11 protein-coding genes are annotated in these 13,141 nt (G+C 51.1%); 7 read left to right on the top strand and 4 right to left on the bottom strand.

Translation table 11 applies throughout. The features are described 5' to 3' along the window. The first annotated feature begins 72 nt into the window (after positions 1 to 72). Positions 73 to 1,431 (top strand): aminotransferase class III-fold pyridoxal phosphate-dependent enzyme, encoded by a 1,359-nt coding sequence (locus tag MXMO3_RS05015; protein WP_117395157.1) that lies wholly within the window; start codon positions 73 to 75, stop codon positions 1,429 to 1,431. Between the two features lie 99 nt (positions 1,432 to 1,530). On the opposite strand, the gene MXMO3_RS05010 is transcribed toward MXMO3_RS05015, so the two are convergent. The 3 genes from MXMO3_RS05010 to MXMO3_RS05000 form a co-directional block, all read right to left on the bottom strand. Further along, a complete protein-coding gene (locus MXMO3_RS05010) occupies positions 1,531 to 2,115 on the bottom strand; it encodes a hypothetical protein (RefSeq protein ID WP_117395156.1) in 585 nt (194 codons plus the stop codon). Then, positions 2,112 to 4,130 carry an AAA family ATPase gene (locus MXMO3_RS05005; RefSeq protein ID WP_117395155.1) on the bottom strand — a complete coding sequence of 673 codons (2,019 nt, stop codon included), beginning with the start codon at positions 4,128 to 4,130 and terminating at the stop codon, positions 2,112 to 2,114. The genes MXMO3_RS05010 and MXMO3_RS05005 overlap by 4 nt, the downstream gene beginning before the upstream one ends. A gap of 261 nt (positions 4,131 to 4,391) precedes the next feature. Beyond that, a complete protein-coding gene (locus tag MXMO3_RS05000) occupies positions 4,392 to 4,613 on the bottom strand; it encodes a hexameric tyrosine-coordinated heme protein (RefSeq protein ID WP_027834795.1) in 222 nt (73 codons plus the stop codon). Positions 4,614 to 4,726: 113 nt separating this feature from the next. Here MXMO3_RS05000 and MXMO3_RS04995 point away from each other — a divergent pair, with 113 nt between their 5' ends. The 5 genes from MXMO3_RS04995 to MXMO3_RS04975 all read left to right on the top strand — a co-directional run bounded on the left by MXMO3_RS04995 (position 4,727) and on the right by MXMO3_RS04975 (position 11,464). Further along, entirely contained in the window at positions 4,727 to 5,170 is a 444-nt protein-coding gene (locus MXMO3_RS04995; RefSeq protein ID WP_117395154.1) for a MarR family winged helix-turn-helix transcriptional regulator, read from the top strand. 998 nt (positions 5,171 to 6,168) lie between these two features. After that, positions 6,169 to 7,269, top strand: a complete 1,101-nt coding sequence (locus MXMO3_RS04990; RefSeq protein WP_027834797.1) for an ABC transporter ATP-binding protein — start codon at positions 6,169 to 6,171, stop codon at positions 7,267 to 7,269. Between the two features lie 85 nt (positions 7,270 to 7,354). Beyond that, complete coding sequence (locus MXMO3_RS04985) at positions 7,355 to 8,482, top strand: extracellular solute-binding protein (RefSeq protein WP_425462130.1); 1,128 nt, start codon at positions 7,355 to 7,357, stop codon at positions 8,480 to 8,482. A gap of 93 nt (positions 8,483 to 8,575) precedes the next feature. Then, positions 8,576 to 10,240: an ABC transporter permease gene (locus MXMO3_RS04980; RefSeq protein WP_027834799.1), complete on the top strand. Its 1,665-nt coding sequence runs from the start codon at positions 8,576 to 8,578 to the stop codon at positions 10,238 to 10,240. Positions 10,241 to 10,537: 297 nt separating this feature from the next. Continuing rightward, entirely contained in the window at positions 10,538 to 11,464 is a 927-nt protein-coding gene (locus MXMO3_RS04975; protein ID WP_245985827.1) for an ABC transporter permease, read from the top strand. A 75-nt stretch (positions 11,465 to 11,539) separates the two neighbouring features. On the opposite strand, the gene MXMO3_RS04970 is transcribed toward MXMO3_RS04975, so the two are convergent. Further along, positions 11,540 to 12,505: a DMT family transporter gene (locus tag MXMO3_RS04970; protein WP_205468080.1), complete on the bottom strand. Its 966-nt coding sequence runs from the start codon at positions 12,503 to 12,505 to the stop codon at positions 11,540 to 11,542. Positions 12,506 to 12,769: 264 nt separating this feature from the next. Here MXMO3_RS04970 and MXMO3_RS04965 point away from each other — a divergent pair, with 264 nt between their 5' ends. Beyond that, on the top strand, positions 12,770 to 13,090 hold the full coding sequence (locus tag MXMO3_RS04965) for a hypothetical protein (protein ID WP_117395153.1): 321 nt from the start codon (positions 12,770 to 12,772) through the stop codon (positions 13,088 to 13,090). The last annotated feature ends 51 nt before the right edge of the window (positions 13,091 to 13,141 follow it).

The raw sequence follows: 13,141 nt of genomic DNA, 5'->3' as shown, positions 1-13,141 counted from the left end.
ATTCAACACGCCAACAATTGTTTCGCCGCAGCGGCAAAGTCGCTCGGCTTGTCACCCGATCAGGAGGCCTAGATGCTCGAGTCAAACTTTTTGAAAGAAAACAACGCCAAACATATGTGGCACCCCATGGCCCACCCGGCCGATATGCGCAACAACCCGCCCAAAATGATCCGCGGCGCCAAGGGCGTGGAAATCACCGACATTGATGGCCACACCACGCTGGACGCGGTGGGCGGCCTGTGGAACGCCAATCTGGGCTATTCGGTCGACAGCATCAAACAGGCCATCAATGACCAGATGAACGAGCTGCCCTATTATTCCGCCTTCCGCGGCACCACCAACGATAAGGCGGTCGAACTCTCCTTTGAGTTGAACGATTGGTTCAAGCCCGAAGGCATGACCCGCGCTTTCTTCACCTCCGGCGGCTCCGATTCCGTTGAAACCTGCCTGCGCCTGGCGCGGCAATATCATAAGGTGCGCGGCGAAGGCGAGCGCACCAAATTCATCAGTCTTAAAAAGGGCTATCACGGCACCCATTTTGGCGGCGCGTCCGTGAATGGCAACGCCAATTTCCGCCGCAATTATGAGCCGATGCTGGCCGGCTGCTTCCAAATCGCTGCCCCCTGGACCTACCGAAATCCATTCGGCACCGACAATGCAGAAGAAATCTCCAATCGCTGCATCGCCATGCTGGAAGATGAAATCGCCTTCCAAGGCGCAGATACCATTGCCGCCATGATCATGGAGCCGGTGCTTGGCGCGGGCGGGGTGATCGTGCCGCACAAAAGCTTTATGCCCATGGTGCGCGAGGTGTGCGACAAGCACGGCATTTTGCTGATCGCCGATGAAGTGATCACCGCCTTTGGCCGCACAGGCGATGTGCACGGCTCGCGCCTCTGGGGCGTGGCGCCAGATATGATGTGCACCGCCAAAGCCATCACCAATTCATACTTCCCGTTCGGCGCGGCCATGATGGGCGAAAAAGTGGTCGACGCCTTCGAAAGCAATAAAGACGCTGTGGGCAATATCGGCCATGGCTACACCTATTCGGCCCACCCGGTCGGCTGCGCCGCCGCCCTCGCCACCTTGGCCGAAATCAAAAAAGCAAAAGTGTGGGAAAACGCAAAAGCACGCGGCATTGAGTTGCAAAACGGCCTCGCGCAACTGAAAGAAAAACACCAGATCGTCGGCGACACACGCGGCATCGGCCTGATGGCCGCCATCGAACTGGTCGACGACCGCCCCACAAAAACCCCCGCCTCAAAACCAGCCATAGCCGCCGCCTTCGACGCCGCCTACGAAGCAGGCGTAACCATCCGCGTCTCCGGCAACAACATCATCCTGTCGCCTCCACTGGTGATCAGCCCGGAAGATGTGAACCGGATGATTGGGGCGTTGGATAAGGGGTTGGCCGCTGCGGCGAGTGTTTAATTTAGATAAACTCAGTTAGTTGAAGATGCGCCGTCCCAAATTTCGGGACGGCATGTTAAATGGGAAAATAGAAGCGAGTTCGCCAAAATGTAATCTCACTCAATCATCATAACCGAAAATTAATTGACTTTCGAGATATGCGCGATCTTTACCGAGAAACAGAATCGGTACCTCAGTCTGTTTCATGTACTCAGCCCACCCCAACCTATGATTGCCTCCGACGACATGCAATCCATTCTCATCCCTAATGACCATCGGAGGTGAAACTTTTCCACCATTTTGCAAATGCACAACTAAACGTGCAGTTTTTGACCTATATGGTTCTGAAAAAGGACCCTTTTTTCGGCTACTCCCGACATGAAGATTTGCAAGCAAACCTTCTAGATTTGCCCAGTCCATTTGCACGTCTGGAAACTTTTTTAAAAAGCTGTCTTGATCGTGATCATCCATTGATAAATGCCATCGGCTTAAATCCAGATCCCAATCCACTTTGACCTTCGGCCAATCATCATCCGATTTCTTTGACAACAACCGACTCTTTTCCTGAATCGCTCTATCGGCAAGAACTTGTTGGAGCGTACAACGCCCTTCGACTACGCTAATTGCTTCGTTGGGACTTAGACCATGTACATTAGTCAACTTGAGCAATGCGTCCATTATCTGAGCATCGGACTCCAGAGTCATTTTAACGCCCCATTCACCGCAGCAATTAGCTTTTTCCACTGCTCAAGTTCACGTTTGCTCAAATCAGAAGATTCGTTATCCCTTGACCAGCGTACAAAGGCTTTCGCGAGTAAGTATTTGGAGAATTCTTCAACTTCGCTCTCAAAAATATTAACAAGTGGCCGTTTTGGTTGCTTGGCCGCAATATCGGAAACATCCCACCCAAATTCTGATTTTGCAACGCCGATTAAAGTATCCCGAAGAAGGTCTTCTATTTCAGCAGTTTTAATTTCATCTTGAAGATAATCTTTCGTTCTCAGGATGCGTTTGTTACCTAATATATGAACTAAGGTATCCTGCTTCGCCGCTTGATCTCCAGCACTATCAGAATCGAGAAGAGCGGCAACCTTAAATCCTTGAGAGTGAAGAATCGTCGCAAAATATACCACCTTTCCCGCAGTATTTGCAGGAACCAATGCAATTTTCTCATTGAAATTTGCATCCTTCGAGGCGCGCAAAAGCTCTGAAACTGCCTCGAAATACCAGTAGTCTGTTAGACCTTCCAAAACTAAATTTTGCTTTTGAGTAAACAGGCTTTGCGCTAAGTCATATCCAAGCGCCTCTTGCAAAGGAAGCAGTGCGGCTGGATCGTTTGCAATAACCGATGTATGTACTTTCGTACCTTCTTCTCGACGATTCATTTCTACCACCCGAACCAAATCCAATTCATCTGGACCTACAAGGAAAGGCGAATGCGTCGTGTAAAGGGTCTGATTTCCATCTGCCAAACGTGTAATTGTGTTACGGAACTCTCGCTGCTTAAGCGCATGCAAGCTCATTCCTGGCTCGTCAAGCAGCAAAACGGCGTTTTTATGCTCACCTTGAGCTTCAGCAAAGAAAACTATGAAAAACGATACAAGCCATTGAAAGCCCTCTGATCTTTGATCAAGTTCAACTTCGACACCTAGATCATCTTCTACTGTCACCTTGAGATATTGACCATCAGCGCGCAACCGAAGCTTAGCAGCTTCACCTCTGCTTTCATCCGGATTCCAGACTGAACGAATCTCCTCAGTTAAGCTAACCTCCGCAGCATTCAACTGATACTGCCTCTCATCGAGCTTTTCTCGAAACGCCTCCAATGCCTCCCTGTCATTTGCATCGGGTTCCGACGTGGCACCCATTTCAGAGAGAGCTTTCGCGTCGAAACCCAATAGGTTTAAGAGACAAACATTCCCATAGTCATAGCGTTCATCGTCAAGGGTTCCATTAGCAATTCTAGTAGCAAGTTGGTTCAAATGGATGACTGGACGCACCCGAAAATAGTTACTGAATAGAACAAAAACCGGAACGCGTTTCCGTAAAGCTTGAACCGCAATGTTTCGCTCATCACCGATTTTTATTTCCACTTTGAGGCTATCGAAACGAGCCTCTTCTTTTTCGTTATCCTCGTCTATCAGTGGGAATACAGTATCCAACCAAGCCAGCAACGCCTGTGCTTTCTCTCCTTGAATCGATACATATTCATGCCACCCATCGGTTACCGCCTTTAGCCTGTTTGTCGGAGATTGCTCTGTTTCACCTTCCGATTGAGTGAACTGCTTGTCCGCGTGAGCGGCGAGGCGGATCAAATCCTTTTCGAGGTCTTTATAACGAATTTTTGCTGGCGCTCCGATCAAAGAATGGCCTGTAGAGTTATCCAAATTTCTCCAAAGGCTGTAATTCGCGTCTTTCATTCCATCCGGAAGATATTCGCGATCTTCGGCGTCAAGCTCAAACTCGGCTTCAACTACTCGAACATCAGCGGGATTCACATGCCCCGAAGTAATCTTGTTGTAATGCGCACGGGGATAGTCTCGCAACGCGTTGAGTGGTTTGATACCCTTCGGCGGATTAAGGTGCTGCATGGCCTGGAGAAGTGCCGTTTTCCCGGCTTCGTTTGGCCCAACAAAAATAGTTTTATTACCTTCGACCTCAAATTTTTCGCTATCAATAATCGACCGGTAATTTTGAACATGGACTTTTTTAAGTCTCAATTGAATCTCCTAAATCGAAATATAAGTCTCAAGTATTTAGCAATCCACGCAGATGCTATCGCAATTGATGATAGAATCGCAAACCTTCCCAATCTAAAGCCATGGGAATACTCAAACTAATTGCCATAAAAAGCAATTCACATTTGATAACTCACTCTTTATAAACAATAACCGGAAATAAAAGGCTGCTCCACGCACCCAAATCATAGAGTTAAATATTGGAAACAATATCCATCATCTACCCAGTCTTCACCATCCCTCTCACCGCCAATAATCATTAGCCGCCGCAACAGTCTGAAAATTCGTCGCCACCACTTGTGACGCCAGCGTCAAACTGTCGGCGCTGTTGGCATAATCGTCGCGCAGTTTGGTGCGGGTGGCGTCGTCTGGCTGGGTTTTCTTCACCGCCATCCGCGAGAGTTTAATCGCCAGCTCAAAACCTTCTTCTGCAGTTTCTGTTTTCAAATTCGGCAACCAGCTCATCTTTTTTCCCCATTTGTATCGTGCGCGATATAACTTGGCAGTGTTGATGAAACGTCATGCCCATGTCAATAATAATATCGTGTGCGACCAAACTTAAGGACATCAGGAAGACAATGGAGCAATTGCCCACCCGCGCTGAGGATATGTTCTGTTATGGGGTGTACACCGCGTCCCACGTCATCAACCAAAGCTACGCGCCGCATCTGGCGCGGCTTGGGCTCACCTATCCGCAATATATAACCCTCACCCTGTTGTGGGAGCGCGATGGGCAAAAGGTCACCGAATTGGCCAAAATCTTGCGGATGAACACAAACACCCTCACCCCGCTGCTTAAGCGGCTGGAGGCGTTGGGGCACATCAAGCGCACCCAGGGCGACAAGGATAAACGCCAAATCATAGTGCGCCTCACCCCCGCCGGGCGCGCGCTGCAAAACCAAGCGCCAGCCATCACCGCCTGCATGGTCAACAACACATCGTTAGACCATGCCGAACTCAATGAGCTGCAACGCCTCCTGAAAAAACTGACCAACGGGCTAGACGCGGCGCGAGCGAAATAGCCAACCGCCGCCTCACGGCGTCTACGTGCCACGGCACAGATTTCCATTCACGCAACGCTCAATTGCACACAATCGGCATCGGCGCGGACCTGATTCTCACGCCCCGCACAGCGCAAATATTGCCATCTGGGCGGCAAGAATTAACCTGTTAATTGAGCCACTTAATATGTTTAACCGAAGAAATATCCACATTTGTAACTGTTTATTCGTGAAACCGAAACAAAAGCACCAATCACACCCCCGGAACCTGCGTAAGATATTGTTTTAAAACCAAAAGTATTATTTTCAAGATTGAATTATTTTGACCGTTTGATTTAGAAAAACCCCCAAATTGAGCGAAAGGGCTGGTCAGAATCCGGCACAAGACTTGCGTTGAGAGGCATTTATCTATAATCCTTAAGTCATTGATTATGAAACAAACGTGTGAAAACCAGTTTCGAATTGCATGCCCACGATGCCGCCGCATCGGACGCCGGGCGGATGGCACTACTGCTCACGCTTATTTCCAAAATTCAATTGACCTGCAAGTCAGTCGCCTGCTCTCAGCTGCGACACGCATGACGCTTGCCTTTTGGTCAACCATGCGGAAAGAGGCTCTATAATGGCACCACAGCCTACAAAAATCGGTGCCTCAATATGTGGGCTGATAAACAAATATAAGCGGGCAACTGGCCACGCTGGCGGCGAGTTTACGCGCTTGATGACCTCCGGGTGGATCAGCGCTGCTCATCAATTAGGTTTATCAAACACACAAGCATCCAATTTGCTGCAGGCAAGCTACGCCACCAAAGCACGCAAATATCAAAGATTAATTTGCCCCAGAGACATCTGAATATGCGACGCGTGAAATATCATTTGTCACTGCGGGACAACCTTGTCGAACGAGAGAAACAAAGCCGGTTTAAGATAGGAAGCAAGAAGCGAAATTGAACTATTGACCACCAAATCGGCAAAACAAAAACACGAAGAAACGCTTGGAAATATTAGGGGGACACAAATTGGCAAATGATGCATCCAACGACGCATTCGTTGAGTTCGAACGTGTACAGAAAAGCTATGATGGCGAAACACTCGTCGTAAAAGACCTCAACCTGACCATGCCGAAAGGTGAGTTCCTGACGATGCTTGGGCCATCAGGCTCCGGCAAAACAACTTGCCTGATGATGCTTGCTGGTTTTGAACACGCCACGCATGGCGACATTCGTTTGGGCGGGGAATCCATCAACGGTATCCCACCGCATAAACGCGGCATCGGCATGGTGTTTCAAAACTACGCCCTGTTCCCGCATATGACCATTGCGGAAAACCTCGCCTTCCCCTTGGAAGTGCGCAAATTGGGCAAATCCACGCGCGAAGAAAAAGTAATGCGCGCGCTCGATATGGTTGAAATGGGTGACTTTGGCGGTCGCCGGCCAGCGCAATTGTCTGGCGGGCAGCAACAGCGGGTCGCCTTGGCACGGGCCTTGGTGTTTGAACCTGAATTGGTGTTGATGGACGAGCCGCTCGGCGCGCTCGACAAGCAACTGCGGGAAAAGATGCAGTTTGAGATCACCCACTTGGCACACCGTTTGGGCATTACCACAGTTTATGTGACCCACGACCAAACAGAAGCCTTGACCATGTCAGACCGTGTTGCGGTGTTCGACGATGGGCGCATTCAACAATTGGCCCCACCGGATCAATTGTATGAATCACCTGAAAACAGCTTCGTGGCGCAGTTTATCGGTGAGAACAACACGCTCGAAGGCGTGGTGAAAGAGATCAAGGGCAAAACCTGCGTGGTGCAGCTGGATGACGGCGAAGTGCTCGACGCGGTGCCTGTAAATGTAAGCGAAGTCGGCGAGCGTACGCGTGTATCGATCCGCCCAGAGCGCGTCGAATATAACACCGACCGCCTCGATCCGGATGCGCACACGCTCAACGCTGAAGTGTTGGAATTCATTTATATGGGCGACATCTTCCGCACACGCTTGCGCGTGGCGGGTAATGAAGATTTCGTCATCAAAACAAGAAACGCGCCTGACCAAGTGCGCCTAAAGCCTGGCCAACAGATCAAGATCGGTTGGATGGCAGAGGATTGTCGCGCACTCGATGCGTAAATCACTCGGTTAGGTATAAACAGAACTGGCTATGCCCGGGTGTCAGTTCTTACTCAAATGTCCGGGCAATTAAAGGGAGTATTCAATGAAACTCATTGCGAAATTCATTAAGCCCATGGCTGCAGCAACGGCAATCGCCTCGCTCAGCACTATGGCGATGGCAGACGGCCATATGGTTTCAGACATGACTATCGTAAGCTGGGGTGGTGCATATCAAGATAGCCAAATCAAGGCTTATGCAGAACCTTATATGGAAATGAATGATGGCGTATCCATCACTTGGGACGAAAGCTCAGCTGAAGCTGTTGCGAAAATGCGTGCCATGAACGAAGCGGGCAACGTCACTTGGGATCTTGTTGACGTAACTGCCGCCAGCGCCATCCGTCTTTGCGACGAAGGCTTGGCCATGGAAGTTGACCATGATGAAATGCTTGCTGAAGCGCCTGATGGCACATCAGCCAGCGATGACTTTGGCGACTTGATCGTGAGCGACTGCTTTATCCCACAGATTGTGTATTCAACAACTGTAGGCTATCGCACAGACTTGGTACCTGAAGGTACACCAGCACCTAGCGATATTTGTGACTTGTTCGACCTTGCCACATATCCTGGCATGCGTGCCCTTGAGAAGCGTCCATTGAACAACATGGAATGGGCTTTGCTTTGTGACGGCGTGGCAAAAGAAGACGTTTATGACGTTCTGGCCACACCTGAAGGCCAAGAGCAAGCATTGGCGAAACTCGACACAATTCGTGACAATGTAATCTGGTGGTCAGCTGGTGCGGATACACCGCAACTTCTTGCTGACGGCGAAGTGTTCATGGGTTCAACCTATAACGGTCGTTTGTTCTCAGCTATTGTTGAGCAAGACCAGCCAATCGGCATGTTGTGGGATGCGCAAGTGTTTGACCTTGACGGTTGGGTAATCCCAGCTGACTTGCCTGAAGAGCGTCTTGCCCGTGTTAAAGATTTTGTGAAATTCGCAACAGACACTCAACGTCTTGCGGACCAAGCAAAATACATTTCATACGGTCCAGCACGTGAATCTTCAGCTCCGCTTGTAAGCAAGCACGCTGAATTGGGTATCGACATGGCACCACATATGCCTACTGATCCTAACAACGCTAAGAACACGTTCCTTTATAACTACGAGTTCTGGGCTGATTACCGTGACGATATTGATGCCAAATTCCAATCTTGGTTGGCTCAATAATCTTTGAGGAAAAGGGGGCCACTCGTGCCCCCTTTTTCACCGGATGCATAAATCCAAATAAAAGACCGAAACAGGCAGATTGACGGGGGCAAGATGAGCGACACAACACAACAACCAATGCTATCGGCGGATGGTCGGCCGCTAAAGCAGAGCTTAGCGCGCGCATTGCGGCGGCAAAAAATTAGAGCGTTGTTGCTAATCGCACCGCTTTTGCTGTTCGTGGTGGTAACCTTTATTATCCCCATTCTTTCCATGCTTTTTCGCTCCGTCGAAAACGAAATTGTCTCCAACACGCTGCCGCACACTGTTGTGGCGCTGCAGGAGTGGGACGGCACAACAAATCAAGCCCCGGATGAAGAAGTGTACCGGCACCTGTATTTTGATTTGTTCCGTGCAGTTGAATCTAAAGAACACACAAAACTTGGCTCACGCCTAAACTACGAACAAACCGGGCTTTCCTCTTTGTTCCGCACATCTGGACGTTCACTTGACGATCTGGGTGAGGAATATCAGGATCCGCTCGAAGAAATTGATCCACGCTTCAAAGAAGGTGCATTTTGGTATGAAATGCTCAATGGCGAAGGTGGCGAAGAGCTGCTGGAAAGCCGTCGGGAATTGTGGCGCATGGGTGTTGGCGAAAGCATGGCCGGCGATATCGGTTTCGTGCCTTCTGCCCAAATGGCTGAAATGCTGCCTTGGACGACACGCGCTTACACAGATTTTGCCATTTGGACCGTCATTGATGACGAAGATGTAGTGGCAGAAGAAGATCCTTGGGAGGCCGTTTATGCTGGTCTCGCACAGGATCTGCAAAACCCTGAAACCATCACGGCCATTTCCAACTATTCAGGCCCGGGTGCCGAGGCGTTGCAAGCTGCTGCCAACAATGTGGACAAACTGCCTGAAGTCAATTTCCGTGAAGGCTTTGCCAAGATTAAAGAAGATTGGGCTTCCCCCGAAGTTTGGTCCACCATTCAAGTCTTTTCCGCCAATTATACGCCTGGCTACTTCTTGAACGCGGTTGACCTTGAGCTGACGCCAGATGGCGTGCAGGCCAAGCCTGAAAACCAGCAAATCTACATGCAACTGTTTATGCGCACATTGTGGATGGCCCTGGTCATCACGGGTGCCTGCATTGTGCTGGGTTATCCCGTTGCGTGGCTTTTGGCCAACTTGCCCATGCGCGTGGCGAACACCTTGATGATTTTGGTGCTGCTCCCATTCTGGACATCCCTATTGGTGCGCACATCCGCCTGGAAGGTGCTGTTGCAACAGCAAGGCGTGATCAATGACATATTGGTCTGGCTCGGCTTCGTTGGCGACGCTGACCGATTGATCTTGATGAACAACGCAACCGGTACCATCGTGGCGATGACGCACATCTTGTTGCCCTTTATGATCTTGCCGCTTTATTCGGTGATGAAAACAATCCCGCCCAGCTATTTGCGGGCAGCCAAGTCACTTGGCGCCACCAACTGGACAGCCTTTTGGCGGATCTATTTCCCCCAATCTGTTCCGGGGATCGGCGCGGGGTCAATTCTGGTGTTCATTTTGGCCATCGGCTATTACATCACCCCTGAAATCGTTGGCGGCACAAGCGGCATCTTTATTTCGAACCGTATCGCCTATCACATCTCTAGCTCGCTAAACTGGGGCCTTGCGGCTGCACTTGGCTCGATCCTTCTGGTGGTCGTTCTGGTGCTGTACTGGGCTTACGATAAGATCGTGGGCATCGACAATGTGAAGCTGGGAGGCTAACCAATGAGCGAGATTATTGCATATATTCAACGCCCTAATCTGTACACTTTCACCATGCCCGTGGTGGCGGTGCTGGGCGCAGTCTTTGGCTTTATCACCGGCAACATCTATGGCGCCCCAGCAATCGGGTTGCCCATAGGTGCGTTGATTGGCGCGGCGCTTGCCGCCGTGCTGGCCCAGATCATTTCGATCAAACCATGGAAAAAGATTTGGGGCGCTGCCGCAGTCTTTGCCGCAGTTGGCGCCATCTTTGGTGGGTTCGCCGGCATCGTGGGTGGCCTTGTCGTGGGCGTCTCCATGAGCTGGTTTGCCATCTGGATTGGCTCCGGCAAATATCGTGCAGGCGTGCCAAACTATTACACCCCGGCACAAGTGTTGTGGCACAACAGCTTCCTGTTCATTTGTGCGCTGGTGTTTTTCTTTCTGATCGCGCCGCTGGTGCCTGTTGTATGGCTCAGCTTCAACGCTGAAGACTTCTTCACCTTCACGCCAGAAATGCTTGCCTTTAAGGCAGAAGGCTACAGCCTGAAGCACTATTATGATTTCCTCGGGTCCGACGAATGGATGGTGCCCCTGAAGAACTCATTGATCATCGCCCCCATCGCCACCATCATTTCGGTGAGCTTGGGTACGTTGGCCGCGATCGGTTTGAGCCAATCTCATGTGCCGGGCCGTCAAGCCATCATGGCGATCCTGATTTCACCAATGATTGTACCGCTGATCATCTCAGCGACCGGCATGTTCTTCTTCTACGCGCCTTTGGGCAACTGGTTGCAGGCAAGCCTTGGTCTCAACCAAGCGTTTGTGGGCTATATCAAAGTGATCCTCGCCCACGCCGTGTTGGGCATTCCCTTTGTGATCATTACGGTGACCGCAACTTTGGTCGGCTTTGATCGGTCTTTGACCCGCGCGGCAGCCAATATGGGTGCTGATCCGGTCACAACCTTCTTCCGCGTGCAAATGCCCCTCATCCTGCCGGGCGTGATTTCAGGCGGCTTGTTCGCCTTCATCACCTCATTCGACGAAGTGGTTGTTGTGTTGTTTGTGGGCTCGGCCCGTCAACAAACCCTGCCATGGCAGATGTTCACTGGCTTGCGTGAGCAAATCTCACCAACCATTCTGGCAGCCGCCACGATCCTTGTGACCGTGTCCATCCTGCTGTTGACCACAGTTGAGTTGCTGCGTCGTCGTTCAGAGCGCTTGCGTGGCCTTAGCCCAGGCTAAGCCGAACTTGATATCTAATAAATAAAGGGCGGCCCATTGGGCCGCCCTTTTTGCTTGCCGCAACTGAATGCACGCCTAACGGGCACACTCATTCTCAATCTCTGTCTTGGTGGGGCGATAGCGCCCCACTTCCCGTTCGCGGTGAAACACATAAATGCCTGAGGCCAGGATGATCGCAATGCCAACCCATGTGATCCAGTCGGGGAAATCGCCAAACACCAAATAGCCCGCAGCGGTCGCGCCCAATATTTCCAGATATTGAAAAGGCGCCAACAAGCCCGCTTCTGCCCGACGGAAAGCTTCGGCAACCAACACAAAGGTGACGGCGGAAAGCGCACCACCGGCCACGATTACCTGCCAAGCCCAACCGCCTGCCAGTGGACCGGCGAACTCCACACCACCAGACAAACTAAGCACTGTGCTCAACAGCACCATGCCAATAGCGGCGTAGATCGTCGCCCCAAACTGCACCGTAAGCGCTGAGCGTTGCTTGCTGGCATGGCGCAACACAATCATATTCAGCGCATAAGTCACGGCTGAAATTAACGGCAACAGCGCGGGCCAGCCGAATTCGGCAAAGCTGGGGCGGATCACCAGCATTGCACCCACCAGCCCCACACCAATGGCGACCAAACGGCGTGGCCCGATCTTTTCCCGCAAGATCAAACCCGCCAGAAGCGTCAACACCAGCGGCTCAACAAAAAAGATCGCGATAGCCGTTGCAATGGGCATGACTTTAAAAGCAGTGATCAAGGCGACGACGCACATCACCATTAGGGCGCCAGAGAGCGCCACGATCGGCGACAACATCGGCCCGCGCAAATAGCGCCGCATAAAAATGCCAACTGGCACAAACCATATGGCTTGCGAGACAAAGCGCCACATGCCGACTTCCACCGGATGCATAACGTCAGTCAAAATCTTCGCCAACGTATCGCCCACCGGCAGCAAAAGCATGGCCACAATCATAAAGGCCATGCCCACATTAATATCGCTATCCGCATTTGAATGAGCGGAATGGGCAGTGTTTGGATTGTTCATGATCTCACCCACAATAGTTTCCCTTGTGCACTCTACGAGGGACTGTCCGGGCGTCCAGGACGGAAAGGAAGTTTAGTTTCAACGTGACGCCATCACGCAAAACCAATAGCCGCAGCATAGGGGATATAAACATTTTCGGTCAACTAGCAGATGACAACCGTCCACTCAGGCGACAACCCGGATATCATGCCGCATTGACCCGCATCCCCGGTCCCGCGCACTGTTGGGCAGCGCTATCCTTTCCTGTTCAAAAGGGGACCCATCATGAAGAAATATTTGCTCGGCCTCAGTTTCATTTTTGGCATCGTCTTTGCCGCCACCTCCGCATTCGCCTATTCCGGTGAGCTCTATCGCGTTTGCGGCCTCAATCCCGATGGCGACAATTTCCTCAGCATGCGCACCTGCGGCAGCACTGATTGCGATGTTATCACAAAGCTTTTGCCCGGCACATTCATGTGGACCATGGAGCCGACCGCACAAAACAACTGGCGGCAGGTTGTCCCGATGTATGGCGTCACCGATATGTTTTCGGCCGACCCGGATGTCGGGTTTGTCTATTCAAAATATATCTGCAAAGTTGAATAGAATTTCTCACCGTTGAGGATAGGGTTGCCGCGTCACCAAAGCGACGCGGCA

The organism is Maritalea myrionectae (assembly GCF_003433515.1).
In the GTDB taxonomy this organism is placed as follows: Bacteria; Pseudomonadota; Alphaproteobacteria; order Rhizobiales; family Devosiaceae; genus Maritalea; species Maritalea myrionectae.
This window is presented reverse-complemented; position numbering and strand designations above follow the sequence as displayed.